The following is a 22,981-nucleotide window of genomic DNA, read 5'->3' as shown; positions in this document are numbered from 1 at the left end:
AATTAACGGAAAAGACCCGTCTGATAATTGGCCTGTCCTACACCCGTCGAGGCCTGATAAGGATGAGTAAAGTCTTGCAGACCAGCCGCAGCTTCCTCAACATCTTTACCTTCCTTAACTACGAAACTGTCAAAGCCGGAACGTTTCATATAGTTCAAAACGTCCTTAAAAATATCACCTACTGCACGTAGTTCACCCTGAAAGCCCTGACGACGCAGTAACGCTGCAAAGGAATAACCACGGCCATCATTAAAACCGGCAAACTCAATAAAGATGGCATCCAGTGCATCTAACGGAAACTGGTGATCTTCTGGTGAGTCATTGACTGTCAAATAAAGTGCCTTTTTACCTTGTACTTGTGCCAGCTGCTCCAGCTGTGCTGTAGTCAGTAGGACATCTCCCGTAGGTAACTGACCATCTTCACCAATCAGCTGATAGGTATTATCCGCAATCGTGCCATCTTTATAAAGTACAGGTAATGCTGTATTAAGCATATGCACGCTCCTTAAAGGTCTGAATTCCTACGCGGCGGTAAGTATCAATGAATTTTTCATTGTCTGTACGCAAATCCAGATATGTATTTAAGATTTCTTCAATAATATCTGGTACCACTTCAGCTGCAAATGAAGGCCCGAGAATATCGCCAATAGAAGCGTCATGGTCAGCATTACCACCGAGTGTAATCTGGTAAAACTCAGCGCCTTTTTTGTCTACCCCTAAAATACCGATGTTACCGACATGGTGATGACCACAGGCATTCATACAGCCTGAAATATTCAGATCAAGCTGACCCAGATTATACAGCGTATCCAGGTCTTCAAAACGGCGGGTAATCGCTTCAGCAATCGGAATAGACTTGGCATTTGCCAGTGAACAGAAATCTCCGCCCGGACAGCAGATAATATCTGTCAGGAATCCGATATGTGCACGTGCCAGGTTCTGTGCATCAAGAGTCTGCCATAATTCAAACAGGTCTCTTTGCGGCACATCGACCAGCGCAATATTCTGCTCGTGCGTAGTACGCAGTTCACCAAATGTATAACGGTCTGCCAGGTCAGCAATCAGATTCATCTCTTCCGTAGTCATATCACCAGGCGCCACACCAGCACGCTTGAGCGAAATGGTTACAATACGGTAACCCTGCACTTTATGAGCATGGGTATTGATATTAAACCAGTGCTTGAATTTAGGATGAGCTTCAAACAGTTCAGTAAAGTCTTCATCAGCCAGATTCTGGTAATCAAATGGTGTGAATTCTTCATCCAGCTTTTTAAGAACTTCTGGCTGAATTTTCAGACTTTCACGAGTATGTGCAAATTCGGCTTCGACTTTCTCTGCAAATACTTGTGGTGTCAGGGCTTTAACCAGAATCTTGATCCGTGCTTTATATTTATTGTCACGGCGTCCATGCAGGTTATAGACACGTAATACTGCTTCCAGATACGCAATTAGGTCTTCACGTGGCAGGAATTCACGGATTACACTGCCAATGATAGGAGTACGGCCCAGACCGCCACCTACCATAATTTTATAACCCAGCTCGCCCTGTGCATTACGTACGATATAAACACCAATATCGTGAAACGCAGTCGCAGCGCGGTCAACTTCTGCAAGTGCTGAAACAGCAATCTTGAATTTACGCGGCAAGAAAGCAAATTCCGGGTGAAATGTACTCCACTGGCGGATCAGCTCGCAAGTTGGTCGCGGATCAGCAATCTCGCCTGCAACCACACCGGCATACTGGTCAGTCGTCGTATTACGGATACAGTTACCCGAAGTCTGGATTGCATGCATCTGTACTGTTGCCAGTTCAGCCAGAATGTCAGGCACATCTTCAAGTGCCGGCCAGTTCAGCTGGATGTTCTGACGGGTAGAAACATGCGCATAACCACGGTCATATTTTTTTGAAATTTCAGCAATTTTTCTTAACTGCTTGGAATTCATCAGGCCATAAGGTACTGCCATACGCAGCATAGGTGCGTAACGTTGTACATATAGACCATTCTGGAGGCGCAGTGGACGGTATTCATCCTCGGTAAGTTTACCGGCTAAATAGCGTTCTGTTTGATCACGGAACTGTGCAACGCGTTCATTGACCAGCTGTTGATCGAAATCAGTATATAAATACATGGCGTACGGCTAGATTCATTATAACGGCTGATAGCATAACGAGCTTTGGTTCATCAACAAAATGCGTTTTTTACATATTTAATAGCGGTTTTATTGATAAAGAGCCAAAACACGATGATCAGCTGTTATTCTACCTGTTCCTGTGCAATTTACTGAGACGATTCAGGCCAGTTTCCCTCTCCTAGGCTCTGACCGCTAAATGTATAGCGTGCTTGTGATCGGGAGAACTTGATAGGACAAGCCAGCTGCGGTTCGGTTTTTTTCAGGTCTGCTGCTACAGGCACTTGAACAATCCATTTACGGGCTTGTGCTAAAGGAGAATTTAGGGCCTCATCCAGCCTCAGCACCGGTTCGACACAAATATCCAGTGCTGCAAAAGTATTACTCCACTCTGCCCAGGTTCTCGTTAAGATTTTGGCTTGAATAGCCTGTTTGACTTGTTTTCGGTCATCACTATCAAAAGAAGTACCTTTTTCCAGCAGAACAGGAAGATCCAAGACTTGGGCCAGACCTTGCATAAACTGCGGTTCCAGACTGCCGACAGATAGATAACGGCCATCTTTAGTCTGGTAATAGTCATAATATGTGCCGCCATTTAAGTGTTCCTGTTCTGGCATCTGCGGAGTTTTCCCGGCCAGAGCAGCGGAAGCAGCCATACTGTTTAAAGTCGCTACACAGTCTGTCATGGAAATATCAATATATTGTCCGAGACCGCTTTGCTGACGCTCGATCACTGCGGTGAGAATACCGATGACTGCATGGAGTGAGCCTCCTGCAATATCTGCCACCTGAATGCCCAGAGGGGGTGGACCATCTTTTTCTCGTCCGCTATGGCCTGCGATACCAGCAACAGCAAGGTAGTTAATATCATGTCCTGCCCGGTCCCTATAAGGACCATCTTGACCATAGCCAGTGATTGAACAATAAATCAGTCGCGGATTAAGTTCGGCCAGTACAGCATAGTCTAAGCCTAAACGTTTCATTACGCCTGGCCGGAACTGCTCCACTACAATATCGAATTCACTTATTTTTTGCCTGATCAGTTCAATACTGGTCTTATCTTTCAAATCCAGAGTTACTGACTGTTTATTACGGTTTAAATAACTGTGTGCAGTTGCCTGTCCATTAGCATAAGGCGGTAAAAGCCTGATCAAGTCGGGGCGAGTTGCAGACTCGACATGAATAACTTCTGCACCGAGATCGGCCAGATACAAACTGGCAAAAGGTCCAGGCAATAAAGTCGAGAAATCCAGTACCTTCAGTCCATTTAAAGGGGTAGTCATTATTGTTTTATCCAGATAAGGTTTCATTTCATCTTAAAAAGATAAAATCGGGTAAACAATGTCATGTTCAGCCATTTACCTTGATCATTTCGGCAATTTATCATGTAAAAATGGTAGTCTACCTATTGTAAATTGCCAATTAAATAATTTTTAGCGTCATTTAGGTCAACCACACGTGAACATAAAAGAGACTGAAGGATTTAACATGAGCCGCGATACGATCAGTATCCATTTCGTCAATGCGGCTCTGACTGGTGTAAAACGCCTCGGCATGGATGTAGAAACCTTACTTTCACATGTCGGTATCGAGGCCGAACTGCTACGCCAGCCGAAAGCTCGTATCTCGCCTGAACAGTACACCCGTTTCATTAAAATGCTATGGATGGTCACTCAGGATGAACACGTCGGTTTTGACGTACAGCCACGTCGGCTCGGCACCTTTGCCATTATGTGCCAGCTGATTATACATGCCAAAACTCTCGGTGATGCACTAGAACTTTCTTCACAGTTTTATAAGCTGTTTGGTGATGAATGGTCAGTTACGCTAGAGCGTGACAAGCATGAAGCACGGTTGGTGCCATTAATTCCTAAAAGTATGGACCCGGACCACTTTATTACTGAAAGTATGCTGATGATCTGGCATGGTCTGGCTTCTTGGCTGATCGGACGCCGCATACCGCTAGAACGGGTACATTTTGGTTATGGCCGCCCTGCCCATGCAGATGAATATGATGCGCTATTTTTTGCGCCGGTCATGCAGTTTGATGCACCACGTACTGAAGTAACTTTCGCTGCCGACTATCTGGACCTGCCCATCCGTCAGAATGATGAGTCACTGGAAGAGTTCCTGAAAACTGCGCCAGCACAACTGCTGGTGAAATTCAAAAATGTAAATTCTCTTACATCGCGTATTCGTGATGTGTTAAAGAGCCAGATTGGCGAAGAGATGCCAACCTTAAACGATGTTGCTTCCATGCTTTATCTGTCACCGCAGACCCTGCGCCGCCGTCTGGCTGCAGAAGGTAAAAGTTATCAGGGAGTTAAAGATGCCTTACGCCGCGATGCTGCCATTCACCTGCTGCTTAATCCGGAATTAACCTTGGAAGATGTTGCACAGCAGGTCGGTTTTAGTGAAACCAGCACCTTCCACCGCGCTTTCAAGAAATGGACTGGTGTCACCCCGGGTCTGTACCGCCAATTACATGGTTATCATTAAGTCTTAACTCAATTTCCGAGTTTTCCTCCGCCCAGGTGTAAACACTTGGGCTTTTTTATAATTATTTATATTCAGTATTGGCAAAAACCAACATTTAGCCTGATTCGTTCTCGTCATTGCACTCTGTTTGCTTTGCAGTACACTCAAAAATTAGAAAAACCAGTCATTCAATATAAAAAGGAAAAATTATGAGCGAGGCTTATATTATTGATGCCATTCGCACCCCGCGAGGAAAAGGGAAAAAAGACGGCTCACTTTATGAAGTTAAACCGATCAGTCTGCTCACCGGATTACTCAACGAATTACAGCATCGTCATCAGCTTGATACTTCTAAAGTTGATGATATTGTTTTGGGCTGTGTAACGCCTGTAGGTGACCAAGGGGCAGATATTGCCAAAACCGCAGCTGTCGCGGCGGGCTGGAATGATGACGTTGCCGGTGTACAAATTAACCGCTTCTGTGCTTCAGGCCTTGAAGCGGTCAATATGGCGGCAATGAAGGTTCGCTCTGGCTGGGAGGATCTGGTGGTGGCAGGTGGTGTCGAGTCTATGTCACGTGTACCGATGGGCTCAGATGGTGGACCTTGGGCACTTGACCCGGAAACCAATTTATACAGTGGTTTTGTGCCACAGGGTATCGGAGCTGACCTAATTGCTACACTGGACGGTTATACCCGTGAAGACGTAGACCACTTTGCGCTACATTCACAGCAGAAAGCTACACAAGCACAGGCCAGTGGTTATTTCAAAAAGTCTGTAATACCGGTTAAGGACAAAGCAGGTGTTGTCATTCTGGCAGAAGATGAATTTATCAAGCCGAATACCACGGCTGAAGGGCTAGCCAAACTTAATCCGAGCTTTGAAATGATGGGCCAAATGGGCTTTGATGCAGTAGCCCTACAAAAATATCCGGAAGCACAAAAGATTCATCATGTACATCATGCCGGAAACTCTTCTGGTATCGTTGATGGCGCTGCACTGGTACTGATTGCCTCTGATAAAGCAGTGAAAGAACAGAATCTGAAACCTAGAGCTAAAATCTTGTCGACTGCTCTGGTTGGCACCGATCCGACGATCATGCTAACCGGGCCAGCACCTGCTGCACGTAAAGCACTAAAAAAGGCTGGACTGAGTATTGATGATATTGACCTGTTTGAAGTCAATGAAGCTTTTGCAGCAGTGGTCATGCGCTTTATTCATGAACTCAAGGTTGACCCAGCCAAAGTAAATGTCAATGGCGGTGCAATTGCAATGGGACATCCGCTAGGTGCAACTGGCGCCATGATTCTTGGGACCTTACTGGATGAACTGGAGCGTCAGGATAAAAAACGTGGCCTGGCGACTTTATGTGTCGGCGGCGGCATGGGAATTGCTACTATTATCGAGCGCGTATAAGGAGAATAACATGAGCGCAATTCAATACGAAAAGAATACAGACCAGATTGTAGTGCTGACCCTAGATTCCAGCGGCCAGTCAGCTAACACCATGAATGCCGAGTTCCGTGCATCGCTAGATAAAGTTGTTCAGCAGCTCAGAGCTGAAACTGAAGTAAAAGGTATTATTTTCCGTTCAGCCAAAAAAACATTCTTTGCCGGTGGAGATCTTGACGAGCTGGTGACTACCACACCGGCACAGGCAACTGAATTTTTTCATATGGTACAAAAACTCAAAGCAGATTTACGCTATATCGAAACTATGGGTATTCCAGTGGTTGCCTGTTTAAATGGTACAGCTTTAGGTGGTGGCTGGGAGCTGGCACTTGGCTGCCATTACCGTATCGCTTTAAAAGACTCTAAAACCAAATTCGGCTTACCTGAAGTGACCTTGGGTTTGTTACCGGGAGGTGGAGGTATTGTCCGGATGATCCGACTGCTGGGCATTCAAACTGCCCTGCCTTATTTAATTGAAGGAAAACAGTTTGGTGTAGAAAAAGCTTTATCACTGGGTCTAATTCATGATACGGCAGATCATGAAGAAGAACTATTACAAAAGGCCTTTGACTGGATTCAGGCTCATCCGCAGTCACAGCAGCCTTTCGATGTTAAAGGCTTCAAGATTCCGGGCGGAGATCCAAAACACCCTGCGGTTGCCCAAATGCTGGCGATTGCTCCAGCCATACTGACTGATAAAACGAAAGGCTGCTACCCTGCCCCTGAAGCGATTCTGGCAGCAGCTGTTGAAGGTGCACAAGTCGACTTTGATACTGCACTTACGATTGAATCACGCGCTTTTACATATCTGGCCACCGGACAGGTGTCTAAAAATATGATCGGAACGTTCTGGCATGGCTTAAATGCCATCAAGTCAGGGGCTAGCCGTCCGGCAGGATATGAAAAATGGCAGGCTAAAAAGGTAGCTGTTTTAGGCGCTGGCATGATGGGAGCAGGAATCGCCTATGCAATTGCAATTAAAGGAATTTCAGTAATACTCAAAGATGTATCTATAGAAAATGCTGAAAAGGGTAAAGCCTACAGCCAGAAACTGCTTGATAAAAAAGTCAGTCAAGGCCGTATGAGTGCTGAAAAACGTGACCAGATTTTACAGTTGATCCATCCTACAGCTGATATGAGCACCCTGGAAGGTTGTGATCTGGTAATAGAAGCTGTATTTGAAAATCAACAGCTTAAAGCACAGGTTACCCAGCAAGCAGAAATCTATTTAAATGAAACGGGTGTGATGGCATCAAATACCTCGACCCTACCCATTTCTGATCTGGCACAGGCCAGTCGTAATGCTGCGCAGTTTATTGGTCTGCACTTTTTTAGCCCGGTCGACAAAATGCAACTGGTCGAAATTATTAAGGGACAGCAGACCTCGGCAGCCACACTGGCTAAAGCCTATGACTTTGTGCAGCAGATTGGTAAAACTCCTATTGTGGTCAATGATAGTCGTGGTTTCTTTACCAGTCGGGTGTTTGGCAAGTTTGTACAGGAAGGTCTGCGCATGCTGGCTGAAGGAATCCATCCGGCGAGTATAGAAATGGCAGCGCTCAAGGCAGGTATGCCCGTCGGTCCACTCGCAATTCAGGATGAAGTTTCACTGACTTTAAGCGAGCATGTCGCAAAAGAAACCCGTAAAGCGTTACAGGCCATAGCTCAAGATTTACCCCTGACACCGGCTGATGAAGTGATTCAAACCATGATTCATGAATTTGACCGTAAGGGTAAAGCCGCAGGTCAGGGTTTTTATGAATATCCGGCACAAGGTAAAAAATATTTATGGAAAGGCTTGAGCCGCTGGAATAAAAATAAGGAAGTACCAGAGCAGGAGCTGATTGAACGCTTTCTTTTTGTGCAGGCTCTAGATACATTACGCTGTTTAGAGGAAGGTGTGCTGGAATCTGTAGTCGATGCCAATGTAGGCTCTATCTTTGGCATCGGTTATGCACCATGGACCGGTGGTGCCATACAGTACCTGAACCAGTACGGATTGGAACGCGCCTTGGCTCGTGCTGAACAGCTGGCTGCAGAATATGGCGAGCGTTTTGCTCCACCACAGCGATTAAGACAACATGCACAATCTGGACTACCAATCGCTGCTTAATGATCAGAACAAAAAGACGCGATTGCGCGTCTTTTTTGTTTCTCATGTAGACATTTCATATTTAACCATTTTTAGCTTTTATATTTTAAACAAAAAATTCTTTTTTCATTTTCAGTATATTAGAAATCCCCAGTCTATTTCTTGACAGTTTTATGCTATAACTATACCCAGTTTAGTCAGTATTTTTTCTTACTTTGGATATTTATTATGGTAGATCATTCTTCTCCTGAGCATTCTCCATGGGGCTGGAAAGCACTGATTGTTGCCGTGATTCTAGGCTGTTTCTTTATGGGCTTTTTTTATCTGGCTGTAACCAATGAGCCAGACTATATGCCAAGTCAGCAGCAAAAAAATACTCAGCAGCATGCCTTTAAAAATGCACCGGCCATGTCACCTGAAGCCATGCAGGCAGCACAGGCTAACCAGCAAAAGGCTAATGCAACTCAGCAGCCGGATCAGCCCTCTACTGAAACCTCAACCGCTCCGGGCGAACATATTGAACATAGCCACGGTGATCAGGAACATTCTCATTAAACTGATGAATTAAAAGCATATGACAGATCTAACACGTAATGCACTTGTAGTAGAGGGCGGCGGTATGCGCGGCTCTTTCACCTGTGGTGTGCTCGATGCTTTCTTAAAACATGATTTTAATCCTTTCAGTTTATTTGTCGGGGTTTCTTCTGGCTCAACCAATGTAGCCAACTATCTTGCAGGCCAGATAGGAAGGAATATTGATATTTATCTGGATCATTCCCTGCGCCGTGAGTTCATCCACTATGGCCGTTTTCTTAAAGGGGGTGATCTGCTAGACATGCAGTGGATGTGGGATGTTGTTGAACAGGAATCACCTTTGGATCAGAATGCACTGTTCAGGCAAAATCCAGATTTTTATATGGTTCTGACTCATGCCATTCATGGCCATGCTGAATATGTACGTGCCAGCCAGGAGAACATTTTCGACGGATTACGTGCGTCTAGTTCCATCCCGGTACTGACCCGTCAACCCGTACTGGTAAATGGTGAACCTTATTTCGATGGTGGCGTAGCAGATGCCCTGCCAATACAGTGGGCAGCAGCCCAGCCTGATGTTACGCAACTAATGGTGATTCGTACCCGGCCAAAAAACTATTTTAAAGCCAGCAGTAAGGGTGACCAGTTTCTGGCAAAATATATAGTTAAAAAGAATCAAGGATTTGCCTTAAGTTTGCAAGAACGCTGTGAACGCTATAATCAGTCGGTAAAGTTCATTCGACAGGCTCAAACTGCACCGGTGACACAAAAGATTCTGGAAATCTGCCCACCAGATGACAAACGGCTTGCCAACCGTCTCTGCAAGGATAAACGAAAACTGCAATATACCTATGAAGTGGGATTAGATGTGGGTCTGCAGGCTATTGAGGCATGGAAAGCCTTGAGATAGTCCAAGGCTTTTATAATATTTTCAGTTTTGCGCTATTTCATTCTGGTTCACAGTGCACTAGTGCTTAGTTAAAGACTGAACAGATTTTCCAGGTTAACATTTGCAACCAATATCCTGTTGATCCCATTGGTCATTTAACAACAGTTCCAGAGAATGCTTGCGGATACCATACATCTCCTTTAAAGCCCTGATCTGTTCCAGTACAGACTGGTCAGGCTGCTTGAAGTTCTTGCGCTTGGTCGCGAGTATCATTTTGTTCTTACTGGTATGTTCTAAAGATATAAATTCAAAGACTTTGGTATCATAGCCATAAGCTTTGAGTAATAAGGCACGGATAGTATCTGTCAGCATCTCGGCCTGTTGTCCGGCGTGAATTCCAAATTGCAGCATTGGCTGGAGAACCTCAGGACTTTCTAGCTGAGGGCGTAATTCTTTATGACAGCATGGTGCGCACATAATCATGGATGCATTTAAACGGATACCGGTATGAATGGCAAAATCGGTTGCCACATCGCAGGCATGCAGGGCAATCATGACATCAAGATGCTCAGGATGATAGGTCCGCACATCTCCTTCAAAAAAATCAAGATGTTCAAATCCAGATTTCTGTGCGATTTCCTGACAGAAACTGACCAGATTAGGCCGCAGTTCTACTCCGGTAATTAAAGGCAATTTCTGTTTCTGTTCTTGCAGATAGTCATATAGAGCAAAGGTTAAATAGCCCTTGCCTGAACCAAAATCAACAATTCGTACTTTATCTTGTGTAGTAATCTGTTCAAAAGCACCTGAGAAAATTTCAATAAACTTATTAATCTGTTTCCATTTACGCGCCATGCTCGGAATAATCTGGGCCTTTTCGTCGGTAATTCCTAAATATTTTAAAAATAGGCGATCTTGTGCAACATAACGCTGCTTTTCCCGGTCATGAGTAATAAGTGGTGTATCTTTGCTGGTTATGTCTTTTCTTTTTGTACGGGTAAGCATGACCTTTTTCTTGTTTTTCTTCAGCTGTAGTTCATGAGATGCAATCAGCAGGTTAGCCTGTTTACAGTCATGAAGCAGAGATGTAATGTGCAGCACTGCCTCTTCTAGAGTATAGTTTTTTGTGACATCTTGAGTCTGATAATGATACAGGCCAGAGAGTTTTACTTGATTTTGCAGCTCAACCAGACGGAAAGTAATCTTTTGCAGCCCCTCAAGCTTACCTTGATACTGACTTAATATCAGACGTTCAAAATGATTTAAATCAAGGGATTGCTGAAATTCTTTTAAAAATTGCTGTTCCTGTTCAGAAAAGCTTTCAGGAGATGTCATGGAAAGAATCCTAGATAAATTAGTAATAATTTTAAATGTTCTTACCTGAAAAGCAAAACTGCATTAATATACACTTGTACTTTTAAATATATTGGTTGGTTTATGACTTCTTCACTTGCGGAATCTTATCATCCAAGAGAAGAACAGTTTAATGCATATAGCCATGCAGTCGGTGCAGTACTTGCCGTGATCGCCGGTGTCCTGATGGTCATAAAAGGCAGTGATCTCCCGACTGGCCAGTGGATTGGATTATGGATATATGCAGGCAGCATGGTATTACTGTTCACAAGTTCAACGTTATATCACTTTTCCAGAACCGAGCAGCGCAGATTCTGGTACAAGAAACTGGACCACACAGCCATTTATTATCTCATTGCAGGTACTTATACGCCTTTTTTAAGTATTGCATTGCCTACCACTAAAGCACATAACCTGCTTATTGCCTTATGGGTCATTGCTGGTATTGGCACAGTATTTAAATTGATTTTTATTCACCGTTTTCAAAAGATTTCCCTGCTGGCCTATCTGTTGATGGGTTGGATGGCATTGCTAGTTATGGATGACATGCGACAGTACCTGTCAAAACAGACCATAACCCTTTTAATTGCAGGTGGTTTGGCTTATACGATTGGTGCATTGTTTTATGCCTTAAAAAGAGTAAGATATACTCATGCTATCTGGCATATTTTTGTATTGTTAGGCGCAGGATTACACTTCCTGGCGATCTATCTTTACGTAATCTAATTCATTTGTACTCACTTTTCAGTGACCCTGAACGAGATTAATGGATTAATTTTCGTTGTTTTTTTAAGAAATTACGCCTTTTTTAAAAAGATTACGCTTTTAAAACTAATATTTATTTTTACGAAGTGTAAGGTTACCCATGGCGTCATCAACTACTACAGCTGCTACCACCGAAGTAGCGACTAACTCTAAGGCTCGTGTTTTATTCGCGAGCCTCGTCGGCACGACGATTGAATTTTTTGATTTTTATATCTATGCGACTGCCGCAGTGATTGTTTTCCCTCACCTGTTTTTTCCGGCAGGAATCGGTAGCGCGGCAGTACTCCAGTCTTTAGCGACTTTTGCTATTGCGTTTATTGCCCGCCCAATTGGTGCAGCACTATTTGGCCATCTCGGTGACCGGATTGGCCGTAAGGCAACACTGGTAGCTGCCCTTCTGACGATGGGTATCTCCACAGTCTGTATTGGTTTATTACCTACCTATGCACAGATTGGTATTATAGCTCCGTTATTATTGGCACTTTGCCGTCTGGGCCAAGGTTTGGGGCTGGGGGGTGAATGGAGCGGTGCAGTATTGCTGGCTACTGAAAATGCACCAGAAGGCAAGCGTGCCTGGTATGGCATGTTTCCTCAGCTTGGTGCTCCAATTGGCTTTATTCTGGCGACTGGCTCATTTCTGCTGCTAGGCGCCCTGATGTCTGAAGAAGCATTTTTGCAATGGGGTTGGCGTATTCCTTTTATTGCAAGTGCAGCACTGGTTATTGTAGGTCTGTATATCCGACTGAAATTACATGAAACCCCTGCTTTTCAGAAGGTGCTTGATAAACAGAAAGAAGTTAACATTCCATTTAAAGAAGTATTTACCAAGCACTTTTCAATGCTGGTTTTAGGTACTGTGGCTGCGATCTGTACCTTTGTTGTCTTTTATCTAACCACTGTATTTGCATTGAACTGGGCCACAACACAGTTAGGTTATTCACGGGGTGAGTTTCTTGAACTGCAACTGATTGCAACTTTATGTTTTGCTGCTTTTATTCCACTCTCCGCAGTATTTGCAGAAAAGTTTGGCCGTAAAGCTACTTCTATTGGGGTATGTATAGCGGCTGCCTTATTTGGTCTGGTATTTTCTTCCATGCTGGAGTCAGGTAGTACCTTGGTTGTATTCCTGTTTTTATGTACCGGCCTTGCAATTATGGGAATGACTTATGGGCCAATTGGTACGGTTTTATCTGAGCTGTTCCCGACTTCAGTACGGTATACCGGTTCTGCTTTAACATTTAACCTCGCAGGTATTTTCGGTGCATCATTTGCACCGCTGATTGCGACTAAATTGGCTGAAAATTATGGCCTGGCAGCAGTTGGTTATTATCTCTCAGCTGCTTCTATTCTTTCACTGATTGCGTTTATGCTGATCCGTGAAACTAAAAATGAAGATGTAAATAACCAGATCTAAGCTGAAGCAGTTATAAAAAAGACGGGCTTCTCCCGTCTTTTTTATATGATGAATCTGCCTGTATCAAATTAATTCAATAATATCAATAGTTGGCGGTACACGAAAACGAAAAGGTACCCCAACCATTCCAGTCCCTACCGTTACAAATACATCTGCATGTTCGTGCTTGTACAAACCGCGTTTATGCCCCAGTATCGAGACTTTCTTCATAATATAGTTGGTTACCCAAGGCAATTCGACCTGTCCACCATGAGTATGGCCTGAAAGCATGAGGGGACGTGTCGGTAAAGCAGGTACCATATCTACTGTATCCGGATTATGCGACAAAATTAACCAAGGCTTGTCTTGAGGTAACTCTGGAAGTAAGCGCATGTCTGTTTTACCTGCCCACAAGTCACCTACTCCAATCAGTCGGAATTCATCAAATTCAACAATCTTCCCCTCAATGTCGATGACATTGTTACTCTCTAATGCGTGTCGTAATAATTCCTGAATAGGTGGTCCCGGATACTGTTCATCATGATTGCCGGTCACCGAATATACGGGTGCCTTAATCTCACGCAACATCTCAAGTTCTTTTGCCAGCTGGTTTTCAGGTTCATATGTCCAGTCTCCGGCAACCACAACAATATCAGGATTTTCCTGATTAATTTTATTTACAATAATCTTAAGCTGGCGTTCATGTCCGGAAAATAAACCTATATGCAAGTCAGCAACCAGAGCAACCTTAACCGGTTTTTGGAAAGGTTTTTCAGGATTTAAAGAGAACTGGTGCCGATGTACATGCACTAAATGAGGCTCAATAAAACGTGCATAGATCAGCACACTGCTGAGAAGAAAGACAAATACAGCTTCATGGATACTGAAATAACCACTCCAGCCTGCATACAGGCTAAAAAAGAATAAGGGAAAAAGCAGATAAGAAAGATAGAAAGCCAATAGATGCACAAAAGCTTTAAAAGGATGAATCGTTTCGGTACGCGACTGGCTGATCCAGGCTTGAGAGACTGCCCAAAGCGCAATGAGTCCAAAGCTCAGATAAAAGTAAAATACTAGGGATGTCAGTTTCAGCATACTCTATCTCTGATCCATATCGCCCCGAATGGGCTATATATTTATATTTTGTTACGACCCAATTATACTCTAGCTCAGTTCTGTACTCGTAAGCATATTGCTACGGTTTCTTCTGTCCTATCGGTCACTCTTATTTATGCGTTTACGATCTTTGAAATCTTCGTCTGGCGCTGTGCTATTAGCGAGCTGCAGTTTACTGCTCACTGTTCCGGCTTGTACCACGCTACCTCGACAAATGCCTCAGGTTCCTCAGTACGCCCATGATATTGATGCAAGCCAAACCAGCCTTTCGCAGATCGTTACACCACTACGTGAACAGAATCCGGGCCTGACCGGTTACCATGTGCTATATGATCCACTTGAAGCATTGGCAGCACGTCTACGTCTCATCGATAAAGCTGAAAAATCTTTAGATCTGCAATACTACATCTGGGACAACGACCGGATTGGTGCACTGGCTCTGCATGCCCTGATTCGTGCTGCAGACCGCGGTGTTAAAGTCAGGCTCCTGATAGATGATAACAATGCCAAGAACATGGAAGGAATTTATTTAGCGTTATCACAACATAAAAACATTGAAATTAAACTATTTAATCCGTATCGCTTCCGGAAATACCGTGCCATGGACATGGTTCTTGACCTAAAACGCATCAACCGGCGCATGCATAATAAAAGTTTTATTGCTGACCACCAAATTGCCCTGATCGGTGGACGTAACATGAGCAACCAGTACTATAACGTTAGTGAAACCTATCAGTTCTCAGATGTTGATGTCATGCTGGTGGGTTCAGCAGTTGATGATATTGTGCATTCCTTTGATGACTACTGGAATGATGATTATGCCTATCCGGTTAAGGAAATTGTCAGTGCACAGCGGCATCATTTACGCTATGAAAGTTTAAAACGTCAGCTCGACATCCATAATCAGGAAGTGAGTGTACAAAACTATCTGGATCTGACGAACCGTTCTAAAGCATTTGATGAATGGCTTTATCATAAAATTGGTTTTGACTGGGTAAAAGCGGAGGTCGTTAAAGATCCACCTGAAAAAATTAAAGCAAAAGCAAAAAAGGAAGGTTTACTCAATTTTCAGTTATTAAAATATCTGGATAAACCAGAACAGAGTGTTGATCTAATCTCGGCCTATTTCGTTCCTGAAAAACAAGGTGCGAAAATGCTGAGCCAGCTGGCAGAAGACGGTATTAAAGTTCGGGTACTTACTAACTCTTATGCAGCAAATGACGTCGCCGTTGTACACGCATTTTATGCCAAGTACCGTCAACAGTTGCTCGAAAATGGTGTACAGCTTTATGAGTTTCTACCTGCTGTCACGGATGAAGAACTAAATGAAGTGAATCAGGAGATTTCAAAAAAAGCCAAAGTCAGCATGAAAGGACTCAGCCGCTCCAGCCTGCATGCCAAAATGATGGCACTAGATGAAAAACAGGTATTTATCGGTTCTTTTAATTTTGATCCCCGTTCAGCCTATTTAAACTCTGAAATTGGAGTCATTCTTAACAGCCCTCAACTGGCGAACGCTGTGCATAAAACTATGGATGAAAATCTTAAAAAATATGCATATAAACTGGTTTTAGATGCCAACAATAAACTGACCTGGGAATTCCAGCCACAAGAGCCAGGTGGAAAGATCTATCATAAAGAGCCACGAATGAAATGGTGGGAACGTGCCGGCATTAAGGCCCTGTCTTGGTTACCTCTAGAAGGCTTTATGTAAAGTATTCAGAACAGAAAATAAAAAGCTCAGACGACCGAGCTTTTTATTTTTAAATTAGCTATTCAATTTAAGATATAGCAGTAGTTTTTAAAACATTCTGATGTAGTTCGGCCAGACCGTTGACCATAGCCTGCTGGACTTCAGCAGTTAAGCTCTCAAGCGTATGGCCTTCTACTGAAATAGCGGGTAAAGCCATCAGGTGGGCTGTAACAGGTGGCATTTCAAGTACACGGCGCACATGTTCAGCAAAAGTCAGATCATCAATAAACGGAACAATCGTATCTAACTTTCCCTGCTGGTTAACATAACAGATCAGCGCAATCTGTACCGGTTTGTGTGCAGCCAGTGCGGCGCCCAGCAAACGTCCATATACCCGCTTGATATAACTGCCATCAGATGTAGTGGCCTCAGGAAAAAATAGAACCGGAATATCCTGTTTCAAAAAATCGGTAAGCTGCTCACGAATTCTGGTTGAATCACCAGAACCCCGTTTAATAAATAACGTACCGCCTGCTTTAGCCAGTTTACCCAGCACTGGCCACTGTTCAATTTCGGCCTTGGCCAAGAAAAATACCCGTGCTGCTGAACCAATTACTGCGATATCTAACCAGGAAATATGATTACTGACCCAAAGTGCTGGCTGGCGAGGAATAGTGCCATGAATCCGGACCTCGACATTAAATACCTCGCCAAGACGACGACAGAAATACTGTACATAACGGGTATTTTCTACTTTATTAGGATGCTTATATAACCTGTGACGATAAACCAGATAAAAGCCCTCTATGATAAGTGCTATACCCGTGACGATTTTTTTACTGTAAAGCCAGATTTTAGAAAGCCCGGAGACCGGCACAGGCTGAGTGGAAAGCTGAGACATAGAGTTATCACTAAAACTGATCATATTTTAACAATTTCAATTGCAGCTCCATTCTATACTTTTAAAGCACTCCTTGCATTGATGATAAAAACCGAACATAAGGATAAAAAAATTCAATTTTAATTATTTTATCCAATCAAATATTATATATTCATCGGATTAATAAATAGAGGTAAGGTGATGAAAGTATCTAACCAGCAGCAGCCCCCTGTAGAACATATTGAAATGTTTTCTACCTTAAAAACTATTTTAGGCTGGTCAATTCTGTATGCCGGTGGAATGATCTTAACAGCTCAGGCCTTTTCCAGCATGATCTAAAGCTTGTTACCGAATTTAATTAATTAAGCTCGCGTAGGATACAGCTTTTATTTAAAATGAAGTTTTAATGCTAGAGAGTCTACAGATTAGTGGAATATTTTGAGCGACATCAAGGTGGTGAACGAGCAATCCTGGTCAGTGTTTCGGTCCAGTTATTGGAAGATATCGATACCGAAGAGTTTCGCCTTTTAGCTCAATCAGCAGGCGCTGAAATCCTACACCATGTAACTGCACAACGTATTAAGCCAGACCCAAAACTTTTTATTGGTTCAGGTAAAGCAGAAGAAATTGCTGAACTGGTCAAGACTGAAGAGATTGATCTGGTTATTTTTGACCATTCCCTGTCTCCTGCACAGGAACGTAACCTCGAACGAGTCATGCAGTGCCGTGTCATTGACCGGACTGGCCTTATCCTGGATATTTTTGCACAGCGTGCTCGGACTCATGAAGGTAAACTGCAGGTTGAGCTGGCACAACTTGAACATTTGTCTACCCGTCTGGTGCGTGGCTGGACTCACCTAGAACGACAAAAAGGCGGGATCGGCTTGCGTGGTCCGGGGGAATCACAGCTAGAAACAGACCGTCGCTTACTGCGGATCCGTATGGGCCAGCTAAAAGACAAACTTGAAAAAGTACGCCAGACCCGCATGCAAGGTCGTGCTGCACGTCAGAAAGCTGCTATTCCAACTGTTTCACTAGTGGGTTATACCAATGCCGGTAAGTCTACCCTGTTTAATATATTGGCAAATACTGAAGTCTATGCGGCTAACCAGCTCTTTGCCACATTAGATCCAACCTTACGGCGACTGGAATGGGATGGTATTGGCAGTCTGGTACTGGCTGATACGGTAGGGTTTGTACGTAACCTGCCCCACTCTCTGGTAGAGTCATTTAAGGCTACGCTCGAAGAAACACTGGAAGCGACTTTGTTGCTGCATGTGATTGATAGCAGCACCCCTGATATGATGGAACAGATTGATGCCGTAGAGTCAGTGCTTAAAGAAATTGGAGCTGATGTACCTGTACTGCGCGTATACAATAAGATCGATGTAAGTGGTGAAGCAGCCAAAATTATCTATGCCAAACCGCACATGCCGGAACGGGTGTATGTATCGGCACATTCAGGCCAGGGACTTGAACTGCTACGTCAGGCTGTTCAGGAATGTCTCATGGGCCAACTCCAGCAATTTGAACTGGTCCTCAAGCCTGCTTATGGCAAGCTACGTACACAGCTTTATGCTCTGAATGTGATCCAATCAGAAGCCTATGATGATGAAGGTCAACTTCATCTGACTGTGAATATGGCCCCCCACAAACTCGAGCAACTGATCAAGCAAGCTCATTTACCCATTGATGAAATACTTGGTCAGAACTCTCAACAGTTCAAACGACCACTGGAAGAGTTTGAAATCAGGGACCAGATAGGTTAAAACGTGATAAATAACGTTTTAAAAAAGCTGAATAAGACATGGACCGAATTGAAAATATAGACTGGGCCGCTTGGGCAGGTACGCTTGCCCTGATTGTTATCTTCCGTGAAGCTGCTGTTTGGGTCATGTCAATCTGGAATCATCCTGAACTGGGTAATCTGACTGGACTGATCAGCCTGCTGATTATCCTGTTGATCTGGCGTAGATTTAAAAAATTGCCACACCGTCTGGTGGATACCAATAATAAGATCATGAAAGAAAGCGCTTTTGCCTTTTTACCCATCTGTGCCGGCTCACTTATGATGCTGATACATATGGGTAAAGATATTCCGTTATTTCTGGTAGTGCTGGTGATCAGTACCCTGTTCCCGTTATGGGTTTATGCAAAAATGGCAAAACGCTGGTTATAAGGAATAAAAACGATGCTCATGATTATTTTTGGCTTTTTGCTGACTACAGTCAGCTACTTCTGTGCAAAATATTTGAATCAACGATTTCCTCAGGTTCCCCTACTGGTTTTTGGTATGTTTATTGTGGTCGGACTGCTAGCCTTGCTTCAGCAGCCTTATGAAGATTACATGCAGAATGTCAATCCAATTTTTAATCGACTGCTGGGTTATGTAACTGTTGCTTTAGCTGTCCCGCTGGCGGCCATGCGTTATGACGATCTTCCCTTAAAATCAATGGTCGGCATTCTGGTCTTTGCCAGTGTTAGTGCGGTTGCATTACCCATGACTCTTGCTTATTTATTGCACATGTCTGAATCCACTGTTTTAGCTTTTGCAACCCGGGCAGTCACAACACCAATTGCACTGAACATTGCTACCTTGTTACATGCACCTTTAACTCTCGTCACCCTGATTGTAATTCTATCTGGTGTGATTGGGGCTGCTTTTTCACCTTTGCTCTTGAGACACATTAATGATGAACGGGCATCTGGCCTTGCACTGGGGTTAGCAGCACATGCAATTGGTACAGCTCAAGCTTGGCAACGTGGACAGGTGGCCGGTCGTTATGCAGCATTTGGTATGGCTGTCAATGGTGTGTTTACCGCAATCTGGCTTCCAACATTCTTGCTTTATTTACAATAAATGTGACCTGGTAATCATAAATAAAGATTGAAGAGTTTAAAGTTTAACCTTACTATAACATTTGTGATCATTTTCATACAAAAAGGATTTGAATGATGCAGAAAATTAAGTTTGCCAGCGCCATCATTTTTTCCGCATTGTCGAGTGCAGCCTTTGCACAGGATATTTCGGGGACCTGGAAAAATATTGACGATAAAACTGGCTCATCTAAAGCATTGATTGAGATCAGGCAGGAAGCCAATGGTTCATTTACTGGGCGTATTATCAAAGTTACACCACGTCCAGGTTATACACCTAAAGAAACATGTGTAAATTGTCCAGCGCCTTATACCAATAAACCAATTCTTGGTATGGATGTATTAACTGGTCTAAAACATACTGAAGGTGAAAACTATACGGGCGGCCGTATTATTGATCCTTTAAGTGGAAAAATTTACAGCATGAAAGCCAAACTGAGTTCGAATGGTAAACGTCTTCAGTTACGTGGTTATGTTGGCGTTTCTGCTTTGGGGCGTAATCAGACCTGGATTCGTCAGGACTAATTTAATCTATAAAATTTTTTCATTAAAAAACCACTCATACCGAGTGGTTTTTTATAGGTTATTTCTAACAATTTTTTCTAGCATATGGCTCATCAAAAAACCAGAATAAGCCTCTTAGTCAACGCAAGGATTATCGACTTTAAATAATTGCTGATCTTCCAGACGAAATGCAACCAGCTGATTTCCCCAGACACAGCCTCCGTCAACATTCTGAATATTCGTACTGACAGTCTTAGCCTGTAAGGCTGCCCAGTGACCAAATACAACCTGATGTGTTTCTGCGGCTTTAGAATCAAATTCAAACCAGGGCTGAAAGCCTACCGGCATTGGGTCATCTAAAGAATCCTTAAAGCTGAACTCAAGACGGCCTTCCGCATTGCTAAGGCGCATCCGGGTCAAATAATTGGTAATACAGCGTAAACGCGCATTACCCTGCAATTTATCTGACCATGTGTCTGGTTCTGTGCCGTACATCGCGCTTAAAAAGTCATCCAATACTGTAAAATCTTCATGAGCCAGTATAGCCTCCACCTCATGGGCCAAGCAGGCAGTCTGTTCTGCGGTCCAGATACAAGGCACGCCGGCATGGGTTAGTATTGTTTTCTCGTCAGGAAATAGACACAGGGGTTGTTTTCGTAACCAGTCAATCAGCTCGTCACTATCTATAGCATCAATCACTTCCTGAGTTTTATCTTTGGGTTTGGTTTCTTTCAAACCACGGGCACAGGCCAAAAGATTCAGATCATGATTTCCCAGAACTGTAGCTGCTGCCCCATTCTCAACCAGTTTTTTGACAAAGCGCAATGCACCCAGTGAGTTTTCACCACGTGCGACAATGTCTCCAGCAAACCAGATAAAATCTTGGCTAGCGTCAAACTGAATATGCTTGAGTAATGCTTTTAAAGCCTTAAAACAGCCCTGTATGTCTCCGATAATATAGTTATAGCGTTTTGCCATATCTTAGTTCACCATATTGTCAGAAAGAGCAACAAATTCGGCAAGTGTTAATGTTTCCGGACGTGCCATCGGATTAACCCCGGCTTTTTCAAAACCATTTTCTGCCAGCATTCCTTTTAAGCTGTTACGCAGAGTTTTACGACGCTGGGTAAAAACATGCGAAACTAAACGTGCCAAAGCCTTTTCATTCTGGGCTACGATCGGTTTGTCTTTGTAGGGTTCCAGTCGAAATACTGCAGATGTCACTTTGGGTGGTGGATTAAATGAACCGGGTGGCACTTCAAACAAATAGGTCGGCTTGCAATAATACTGAATCATCACTGACAGACGCCCATATTCTTTAGTATTTGGCTCAGCGGTAATTCTATCCACAACTTCTTTTTGCAGCATAAAATGCATATCTTTGACTTTATCGCCAAACTCCAGGAGATGGAACAATAATGGCGTAGAAATATTGTAAGGCAGATTGCCTACTGCACGTAATGGCTGACCTTCTTTAAAAAGCTGACTGAAATCATATTTTAATGCATCGGATTCTATAATGGTCAAACGCTCAGGATAAGGTACCCGTCCAGGCAAACCTGCTGCAAGATCACGGTCCAGTTCCACCACGGTCAGTGCTTCACACTCGGCAATAAGAGGTGCAGTTAACGCAGCCAGTCCAGGACCAATTTCTACAATATTATCACCCGGCTGAGGATTGACTGAACGTACAATCTTTTCAATTACCCGTTGATCATGCAGGAAGTTTTGGCCAAAGCGTTTTCGCGCCTTATGCCCTTCATCTTTAGGGTTTAGGGCATTAATATGATACATAGAACGATTTCCAACAAAAATTAGTGAGCTAACTCAAGCGCCAGGTCAACAGCAACCTGCAGACTTGAACTTTTTGCCCGACCAGTTCCGGCAAGCGATAATGCAGTGCCGTGATCAACTGAAGTACGAATAAACGGTAAACCCAATGTAATATTAATGGCTTCACCAAAACCTTGAGATTTTAGCACAGGTAGTCCTTGGTCGTGATACATGGCCAAAACAGCATCAGCATCTTTTAGGTTTTCTGGCGTAAATAATGTATCAGCGGGCAGGCTCAGACTCATATTAATATCTTGTGCACGGTAATGTTCTAATACCGGGTTAATTACTTCAATTTCTTCACGGCCCAGATAACCATTTTCACCTGCATGCGGATTTAGACCACAAACCAGAATCTTCGGTTGCTCAATCTTAAATTTAGTTTTTAAATCATGAAGCAAAATATTGATCACCTGATGCAGGCGTTCTTCTGTAATGGCATCGGGAACAGCACGCAAGGGCAAATGAGTAGTGACCAGTGCCACTCTTAAGGTTTTGGTTGCCAGCATCATCACTACACGCTCTACCCCGGCAAACTCCTGATAGTACTCAGTGTGACCACTAAAGTTTATTCCAGCTTCATTGATTACAGATTTTTGTACAGGTGCAGTCGCTACCCCCGCGCTTTTTCCTGTCATGGCATAAGCTGCCGAGCGCTGTAACTGCTCAAGTACATATGCTGAATTTTGGGGGTTTAACTTACCATTTTTACAAGGTACTTTTAGAGGAACATGTTCGATATATAATTCACCCGGAACACAACCTTGCTGCTGTCCTGTATAGTCTATCAGTTTAAGGCTATAGCCCAGCTGTTCCGCACGGTCGAGTAATAATGTGCGGTCAGCCAGAATAACAATCGGCCGTCGATCCATACGTTCTGCCAAACCAAGGCAAATATCTGGACCAATTCCTGCTGGCTCACCACTGGTCACATATAAAGGCAGCATACTTAACGACTCCTGAGTTTTAAGGATGATTAACTTCAGACCTAAT

The 22,981-nt window shown here is 43.6% G+C and carries 22 protein-coding genes; 13 read left to right on the top strand and 9 right to left on the bottom strand.

The window, feature by feature from the left end:
- Positions 1-2: 2 nt before the first annotated feature.
- From ACRAD_RS03000 to ACRAD_RS02990, 3 genes are all read right to left on the bottom strand, one after another.
- The gene (locus ACRAD_RS03000; RefSeq protein WP_005024839.1) at positions 3-494 is read right to left on the bottom strand and encodes a DUF934 domain-containing protein; all 492 of its coding nucleotides are present in this window, start codon (positions 492-494) and stop codon (positions 3-5) included.
- Positions 487-2,130, bottom strand: coding sequence for a nitrite/sulfite reductase (locus tag ACRAD_RS02995; protein WP_005024837.1), 1,644 nt, complete (start codon positions 2,128-2,130; stop codon positions 487-489). The genes ACRAD_RS03000 and ACRAD_RS02995 overlap by 8 nt, the downstream gene beginning before the upstream one ends.
- 149 nt (positions 2,131-2,279) lie before the next feature.
- The gene (locus tag ACRAD_RS02990) at positions 2,280-3,413 is read right to left on the bottom strand and encodes a CaiB/BaiF CoA transferase family protein (RefSeq protein ID WP_005024835.1); all 1,134 of its coding nucleotides are present in this window, start codon (positions 3,411-3,413) and stop codon (positions 2,280-2,282) included.
- Positions 3,414-3,618: 205 nt separating this feature from the next.
- On the opposite strand from ACRAD_RS02990, the gene ACRAD_RS02985 reads away from it, so the two are divergent.
- The 5 genes from ACRAD_RS02985 to ACRAD_RS02965 all read left to right on the top strand — a co-directional run bounded on the left by ACRAD_RS02985 (position 3,619) and on the right by ACRAD_RS02965 (position 9,595).
- The gene (locus ACRAD_RS02985) at positions 3,619-4,629 is read left to right on the top strand and encodes an AraC family transcriptional regulator (RefSeq protein WP_005024833.1); all 1,011 of its coding nucleotides are present in this window, start codon (positions 3,619-3,621) and stop codon (positions 4,627-4,629) included.
- Positions 4,630-4,817: 188 nt separating this feature from the next.
- Positions 4,818-6,023, top strand: coding sequence for an acetyl-CoA C-acetyltransferase (locus ACRAD_RS02980; RefSeq protein ID WP_005024831.1), 1,206 nt, complete (start codon positions 4,818-4,820; stop codon positions 6,021-6,023).
- Between the two features lie 10 nt (positions 6,024-6,033).
- Entirely contained in the window at positions 6,034-8,172 is a 2,139-nt protein-coding gene (locus tag ACRAD_RS02975; protein ID WP_005024829.1) for a 3-hydroxyacyl-CoA dehydrogenase NAD-binding domain-containing protein, read from the top strand.
- 207 nt (positions 8,173-8,379) lie between these two features.
- Complete coding sequence (locus ACRAD_RS02970) at positions 8,380-8,706, top strand: hypothetical protein (protein ID WP_005016067.1); 327 nt, start codon at positions 8,380-8,382, stop codon at positions 8,704-8,706.
- 19 nt (positions 8,707-8,725) lie between these two features.
- A complete protein-coding gene (locus ACRAD_RS02965) occupies positions 8,726-9,595 on the top strand; it encodes a patatin-like phospholipase family protein (protein WP_005024827.1) in 870 nt (289 codons plus the stop codon).
- Between the two features lie 93 nt (positions 9,596-9,688).
- Here the strand turns inward: ACRAD_RS02965 and ACRAD_RS02960 are convergent, their stop codons facing one another.
- Complete coding sequence (locus ACRAD_RS02960; protein WP_005024824.1) at positions 9,689-10,909, bottom strand: class I SAM-dependent methyltransferase; 1,221 nt, start codon at positions 10,907-10,909, stop codon at positions 9,689-9,691.
- Positions 10,910-11,011: 102 nt separating this feature from the next.
- On the opposite strand from ACRAD_RS02960, the gene trhA reads away from it, so the two are divergent.
- Positions 11,012-11,653 (top strand): PAQR family membrane homeostasis protein TrhA, encoded by a 642-nt coding sequence (gene trhA, locus ACRAD_RS02955; protein WP_005024821.1) that lies wholly within the window; start codon positions 11,012-11,014, stop codon positions 11,651-11,653.
- 139 nt (positions 11,654-11,792) lie between these two features.
- Complete coding sequence (locus ACRAD_RS02950) at positions 11,793-13,106, top strand: MFS transporter (RefSeq protein ID WP_005024818.1); 1,314 nt, start codon at positions 11,793-11,795, stop codon at positions 13,104-13,106.
- A gap of 63 nt (positions 13,107-13,169) precedes the next feature.
- Here ACRAD_RS02950 and ACRAD_RS02945 read toward each other — a convergent pair whose 3' ends face one another.
- Positions 13,170-14,180 carry a metallophosphoesterase gene (locus ACRAD_RS02945; protein WP_005024816.1) on the bottom strand — a complete coding sequence of 337 codons (1,011 nt, stop codon included), beginning with the start codon at positions 14,178-14,180 and terminating at the stop codon, positions 13,170-13,172.
- A gap of 136 nt (positions 14,181-14,316) precedes the next feature.
- Here ACRAD_RS02945 and ACRAD_RS02940 point away from each other — a divergent pair, with 136 nt between their 5' ends.
- Positions 14,317-15,915 (top strand): phospholipase D family protein, encoded by a 1,599-nt coding sequence (locus ACRAD_RS02940; RefSeq protein ID WP_005404333.1) that lies wholly within the window; start codon positions 14,317-14,319, stop codon positions 15,913-15,915.
- A gap of 67 nt (positions 15,916-15,982) precedes the next feature.
- Here ACRAD_RS02940 and ACRAD_RS02935 read toward each other — a convergent pair whose 3' ends face one another.
- On the bottom strand, positions 15,983-16,795 hold the full coding sequence (locus tag ACRAD_RS02935; protein ID WP_005404334.1) for a lysophospholipid acyltransferase family protein: 813 nt from the start codon (positions 16,793-16,795) through the stop codon (positions 15,983-15,985).
- Positions 16,796-16,975: 180 nt separating this feature from the next.
- Here ACRAD_RS02935 and ACRAD_RS16410 point away from each other — a divergent pair, with 180 nt between their 5' ends.
- From ACRAD_RS16410 to ACRAD_RS02915, 5 genes are all read left to right on the top strand, one after another.
- On the top strand, positions 16,976-17,113 hold the full coding sequence (locus tag ACRAD_RS16410; RefSeq protein WP_005024813.1) for a hypothetical protein: 138 nt from the start codon (positions 16,976-16,978) through the stop codon (positions 17,111-17,113).
- 89 nt (positions 17,114-17,202) lie between these two features.
- On the top strand, positions 17,203-18,543 hold the full coding sequence (hflX, locus tag ACRAD_RS02930) for a ribosome rescue GTPase HflX (protein ID WP_005024810.1): 1,341 nt from the start codon (positions 17,203-17,205) through the stop codon (positions 18,541-18,543).
- Positions 18,544-18,581: 38 nt separating this feature from the next.
- On the top strand, positions 18,582-18,953 hold the full coding sequence (locus ACRAD_RS02925) for a hypothetical protein (protein ID WP_005024808.1): 372 nt from the start codon (positions 18,582-18,584) through the stop codon (positions 18,951-18,953).
- Between the two features lie 12 nt (positions 18,954-18,965).
- Positions 18,966-19,634: an LrgB family protein gene (locus tag ACRAD_RS02920; RefSeq protein ID WP_005024806.1), complete on the top strand. Its 669-nt coding sequence runs from the start codon at positions 18,966-18,968 to the stop codon at positions 19,632-19,634.
- A gap of 95 nt (positions 19,635-19,729) precedes the next feature.
- Positions 19,730-20,176, top strand: a complete 447-nt coding sequence (locus ACRAD_RS02915) for a DUF2147 domain-containing protein (protein ID WP_005404335.1) — start codon at positions 19,730-19,732, stop codon at positions 20,174-20,176.
- Between the two features lie 114 nt (positions 20,177-20,290).
- Here the strand turns inward: ACRAD_RS02915 and ACRAD_RS02910 are convergent, their stop codons facing one another.
- The 3 genes from ACRAD_RS02910 to pdxA are packed head-to-tail and all read right to left on the bottom strand — an operon-like array spanning position 20,291 to position 22,935.
- The gene (locus ACRAD_RS02910; protein WP_005024805.1) at positions 20,291-21,133 is read right to left on the bottom strand and encodes a symmetrical bis(5'-nucleosyl)-tetraphosphatase; all 843 of its coding nucleotides are present in this window, start codon (positions 21,131-21,133) and stop codon (positions 20,291-20,293) included.
- A gap of 3 nt (positions 21,134-21,136) precedes the next feature.
- A complete protein-coding gene (gene rsmA / locus ACRAD_RS02905; RefSeq protein WP_005016100.1) occupies positions 21,137-21,949 on the bottom strand; it encodes a 16S rRNA (adenine(1518)-N(6)/adenine(1519)-N(6))-dimethyltransferase RsmA in 813 nt (270 codons plus the stop codon).
- A 20-nt stretch (positions 21,950-21,969) separates the two neighbouring features.
- Positions 21,970-22,935 carry a 4-hydroxythreonine-4-phosphate dehydrogenase PdxA gene (gene pdxA, locus ACRAD_RS02900; RefSeq protein ID WP_005024803.1) on the bottom strand — a complete coding sequence of 322 codons (966 nt, stop codon included), beginning with the start codon at positions 22,933-22,935 and terminating at the stop codon, positions 21,970-21,972.
- Positions 22,936-22,981 lie beyond the last annotated feature (46 nt).

It is taken from the genome of Acinetobacter radioresistens DSM 6976 = NBRC 102413 = CIP 103788, from assembly GCF_006757745.1.
Taxonomy (GTDB): domain Bacteria; phylum Pseudomonadota; class Gammaproteobacteria; order Pseudomonadales; family Moraxellaceae; genus Acinetobacter; species Acinetobacter radioresistens.
The sequence above is the reverse complement of the archived record's forward strand: the minus strand, read 5'-3'. Positions and strand labels throughout refer to the sequence as shown.